Consider the following 4,038-nt stretch of genomic DNA (forward strand, 5'->3'; position numbering starts at 1 on the left):
GGTACTACTTCAGTCGTTTCAGGTACGACTTCAGCAGTTTCAGGTACTACTTCAGCAGTTTCAGGTACGACTTCAGCTTGCTCTATTTCGTTGTCTTGTGATACTTGCTCGTCAGGGATATTTTTTTCTTTACTTATCATGCGTTTTCTCCGCGCTTCAGCATTATTCTTACTAGTCCGGTTATTATGGGGATAAATAGTAAGGATTCAAGGGACGAAATATAATGAAACGGGCAAAAGATAAAACAAACGTCGATATCAGCAAAAACATTACTGCAACGTTTAAAACGATCGGCATCGTCGGGCATCCACGCTATTCAAATGCACTAGCTACCCATGAAATGCTATATTATTGGTTGATAGAAAAAGGCATAAATGTTATTACTGAACATAAAATTGCTCGTGATTTAGCATTATACGATGCTATTACCGGTAGTTTAGCAGATATCGGCCAGCAGGCCGACCTTGCTATTGTGGTAGGTGGTGATGGAAATATGCTAGGTGCAGCGCGAATATTATCCCGCTACCATATAAAAGTTATCGGCATCAATCGTGGTCATGTCGGCTTTCTCACTGATTTAGACCCAGAATCAGCGTTAACACAGTTATCCGATGTTTTAGCAGGTAATTATCGCAGCGATAAACGTTTCTTACTAGAAGTACGTATTTGTCGTAACAACATATGCGGACAAACTAGCACTGCTATTAATGAAGTGGTACTACATTCTGGCAAGGTAGCACATATGATCGAATTCGATGTTTATATCGATGATGATTTCGCATTTTCGCAACGTTCCGACGGACTGATTATATCCACTCCTACAGGATCCACTGCCTACTCTCTTTCTGCCGGAGGTCCTATTCTTACCCCGACCGTGGATACGATAGTACTCGTGCCTATGTTTCCGCATACTCTTTCTTCCCGCCCGTTAGTTATTCATGGTAGTAGTACTATCCGACTAAAATTTGCTCAATGGAAGCCTGATGTAGAAATCAGCTGTGATAGTCAGATCACTTTTCCCATCATGGATGGAGAAGAAATTGTTATCCGTCGTAGCCATTACTACCTATATTTGATTCATCCTAATGATTATAATTATTTTCATACTTTAAGTCGTAAACTAGGCTGGTCAAAAATATTTTGCTCAAATTAAGTAGCTGGCTGTATAATAGATAATAGATAATAGTATTAATATTAAACAGCAGCTTACTAGCTTAAGAGTTAATACTCGCCCAAATTATTATTAATATGAGCTTTTCTCTTTTCCCTTTCGATGAACTTTACTTTAAGAGCCGAAGTGGCGAAATTGGTAGACGCAGTTGATTCAAAATCAACCACTTTTTGGGTGTACCGGTTCGAGTCCGGTCTTCGGCACCATACTATACGGAAAACTATTTAAGATATTAATAGATTATGTACATTTTTATTGAATATATTCATATTAGTTGTTGAGCAAATGATCAGACGTAAAGCCTACTTATTATTCTCCGCTTTCTGCCTGGGATGTTATGAAGGAGATAAATATGCGTACTAGCCAATATTTACTCTCTACTCTTAAAGAAATTCCAGTAGATACGGAAGTAATTAGCCACCAACTGATGCTACGCGCCGGAATGATTCGTCAACTTGCATCAGGTCTTTATACTTGGTTGCCTACTGGTCTACGCACACTACGCAAAGTCGAAAACATCGTACGAGAAGAGATGAACAACACTGGGGCTATAGAAGTATCCATGCCGATAGTACAGCCAGCAGATTTATGGCATAAGAGCGGACGCTGGGAACAATATGGTCTGGAACTCCTACGTTTTACCGACCGAAGCGCTCGTTCATTTCTTCTGGGCCCTACTCATGAAGAGGTTATTACTTATCTTATTCGTAACGAAGTTAGATCTTATAAACAACTACCACTCAATTTATTTCAGATTAATACTAAATTTCGTGATGAAGTGCGCCCACGTTTTGGTGTGATGCGCTCACGTGAATTCATGATGAAAGATGCTTATTCTTTCCATATTAGTCAAGAGTCGTTGCAAACTACTTATGATGCCATGTATCGTGCCTACCATACTATTTTTACCCGTATGGGTCTAGATGTTTGCACAGTACAGGCGGATACCGGCTCCATAGGAGGTAATCTATCACATGAGTTCCAGGTGACTAAACGTGATAAACCTAGTGAAAAAATGCATCTCGTAGAGACATCTAGTAGCAACACTATTGCTGACTTGGTAGAGCAATTCAGCTTACCGATAGAAAAAATAGTTAATATAATTATTGTTCGTGCCAAAGAAGATGCCAACCTACCGCTGGTAGCGCTGATGCTGCGAGGTGATCATCATTTAAACTCCGCTAAGGCGGAGAAGCTACCACAGGTAGCAACCCCGTTAGTTTTTGCTACTGAAGATGAGATTCGCCTAGCTATCGGTGCTAATTCTAGTTCACTAGGACCAGTTAATTTGCCGTTACCACTAGTGATTGATCGCAGTGTTGCGGTCATGAGCGACTTTGTGGCCGGCGCGAATATTGATGGTAAATACTTTTTCGGTATTAACTGGGAACGAGATCTATCCTTCCCGGAAGTAGCAGATCTCAAAACAGTCATGAATAGCGATCTGAGTCCGGATAGCCAGGGAAATCTACTAATCCAAAGCGGGATTGAAGTAGGACATATATTCCAACTAGGAAGCAAATATTCAGAAGCTATGAAAGCTATGGTTCAAGGCGAAGACGGCAGTCATAAGATGGTCACTATGGGCTGTTATGGCATTGGTCTTACTCGTGTCGTCGCAGCTGCTATAGAGCAGTACCATGATGAACGCGGTATTTTGTGGCCAGAAGCACTAGCACCTTTTAATGTCGCTATTCTACCTATGAATATACATAAATCTTGTCGGGTTAAGAATACCGCAGAACAACTTTATCGTTTGCTCCGCACCCGTAACATCGATGTACTATTAGACGATAGAAAAGTGCGTCCGGGCGTTATGTTCGCTGATATGGAATTAATTGGCGTGCCACATATGATAGTCATCGGCGATCGTTATCTAGATAGTGAAGAAATAGAATACAAAAATCGCCGTAGTGGTAACAAACAGATCATCAAACTTAGCACTATCGTAGAGTTTATAACTACGCAGATAGCGGCGGGAATGAGTTAAAAAGTTGGTTATGTACTAATTTTCTGGTCGGTGAGAGAGGATTTGAACCTCCGTCCTATACGTCCCGAACGTATTGCGCTACCAGGCTGCGCCACTCACCGTAATAACCTAAACATAAGCAATAAGTGTGCATATTACTGCGCTGTGTGACAATAAGTCAATTACTTTAGGCGCCGGGTGCTTTATTGAGCACCCTAGTTACAGCATGCAACTAGTTTTCTTGAACATACAAAACAACGTAACATGTTTTTAATCAATTTTAAGGAAAGTGACATGAGCTTAAATTTAGTACCTGCAGGCAAAAATATACCGGATGATATTTACGTAGTTGTGGAAATTCCCGCAAATACGGCTGCTCTAATCAAATATGAAGTAAACAAAGAAATAGGAGTGTTATTTATCGATCGTTTTATGTCCACTACGATGTTTTATCCTTGTAACTACGGTTACATAAACGATACCCTGTCACTAGACGGTGATCCCATGGATGTGCTGGTGCCAACCCCATATCCGCTACAGCCTGGCTCCGTAGTCCGCTGCCGTCCAGTTGGGGTGCTCAAAATGACCGACGAATCTGGTAAAGATGCTAAGCTAATAGCAGTACCGCACACGAAATTATCAAAAGAGTATGAACATATAAAAGATATTGAGGACCTACCGCAGCAACTCCGCGCGCAGATAGTGCACTTCTTCGAGCATTACAAAGATCTAGAAGCTGGCAAATGGGTAAAAGTAGATGGCTGGGAAAACGCTCAAGATGCCAAAGCAGAGATTATGTTATCCTTCGCACGAGCGAAGCAAAAATTAGCTGATAGCATTTCAAACTTTAAGTAAGTGGAGCAAGAACACACAGGCTATTTACGCACCTTACGTACCA

The 4,038-nt window shown here is 41.1% G+C and carries 3 protein-coding genes and 2 tRNA genes; 4 read left to right on the forward strand and 1 reads right to left on the reverse strand.

Going from position 1 to position 4,038, the window contains the following annotated elements; genetic code table 11:
• Window positions 1-223 precede the first annotated feature (223 nt).
• The 3 genes from nadK (at window position 224) to proS (ending at window position 3,161) form a co-directional block, all read left to right on the forward strand.
• Window positions 224-1,153 (forward strand): NAD(+) kinase, encoded by a 930-nt coding sequence (nadK, locus tag CEX73_RS02650; RefSeq protein WP_101627044.1) that lies wholly within the window; start codon window positions 224-226, stop codon window positions 1,151-1,153.
• Between the two features lie 138 nt (window positions 1,154-1,291).
• A tRNA-Leu gene (locus CEX73_RS02655) sits at window positions 1,292-1,377 on the forward strand.
• Between the two features lie 146 nt (window positions 1,378-1,523).
• Window positions 1,524-3,161 carry a proline--tRNA ligase gene (proS, locus tag CEX73_RS02660; protein WP_101627045.1) on the forward strand — a complete coding sequence of 546 codons (1,638 nt, stop codon included), beginning with the start codon at window positions 1,524-1,526 and terminating at the stop codon, window positions 3,159-3,161.
• A 24-nt stretch (window positions 3,162-3,185) separates the two neighbouring features.
• Here the strand turns inward: proS and CEX73_RS02665 are convergent.
• A tRNA-Pro gene (locus CEX73_RS02665) sits at window positions 3,186-3,262 on the reverse strand.
• Window positions 3,263-3,434: 172 nt separating this feature from the next.
• Between CEX73_RS02665 and ppa the strand changes: the two genes are divergently transcribed.
• Window positions 3,435-3,995: an inorganic diphosphatase gene (ppa, locus tag CEX73_RS02670; protein ID WP_101627046.1), complete on the forward strand. Its 561-nt coding sequence runs from the start codon at window positions 3,435-3,437 to the stop codon at window positions 3,993-3,995.
• Window positions 3,996-4,038: the final 43 nt, after the last annotated feature.

It is taken from the genome of Candidatus Palibaumannia cicadellinicola (assembly GCF_002855795.1).
In the GTDB taxonomy this organism is placed as follows: domain Bacteria; phylum Pseudomonadota; class Gammaproteobacteria; order Enterobacterales; family Enterobacteriaceae; genus Baumannia; species Baumannia cicadellinicola_C.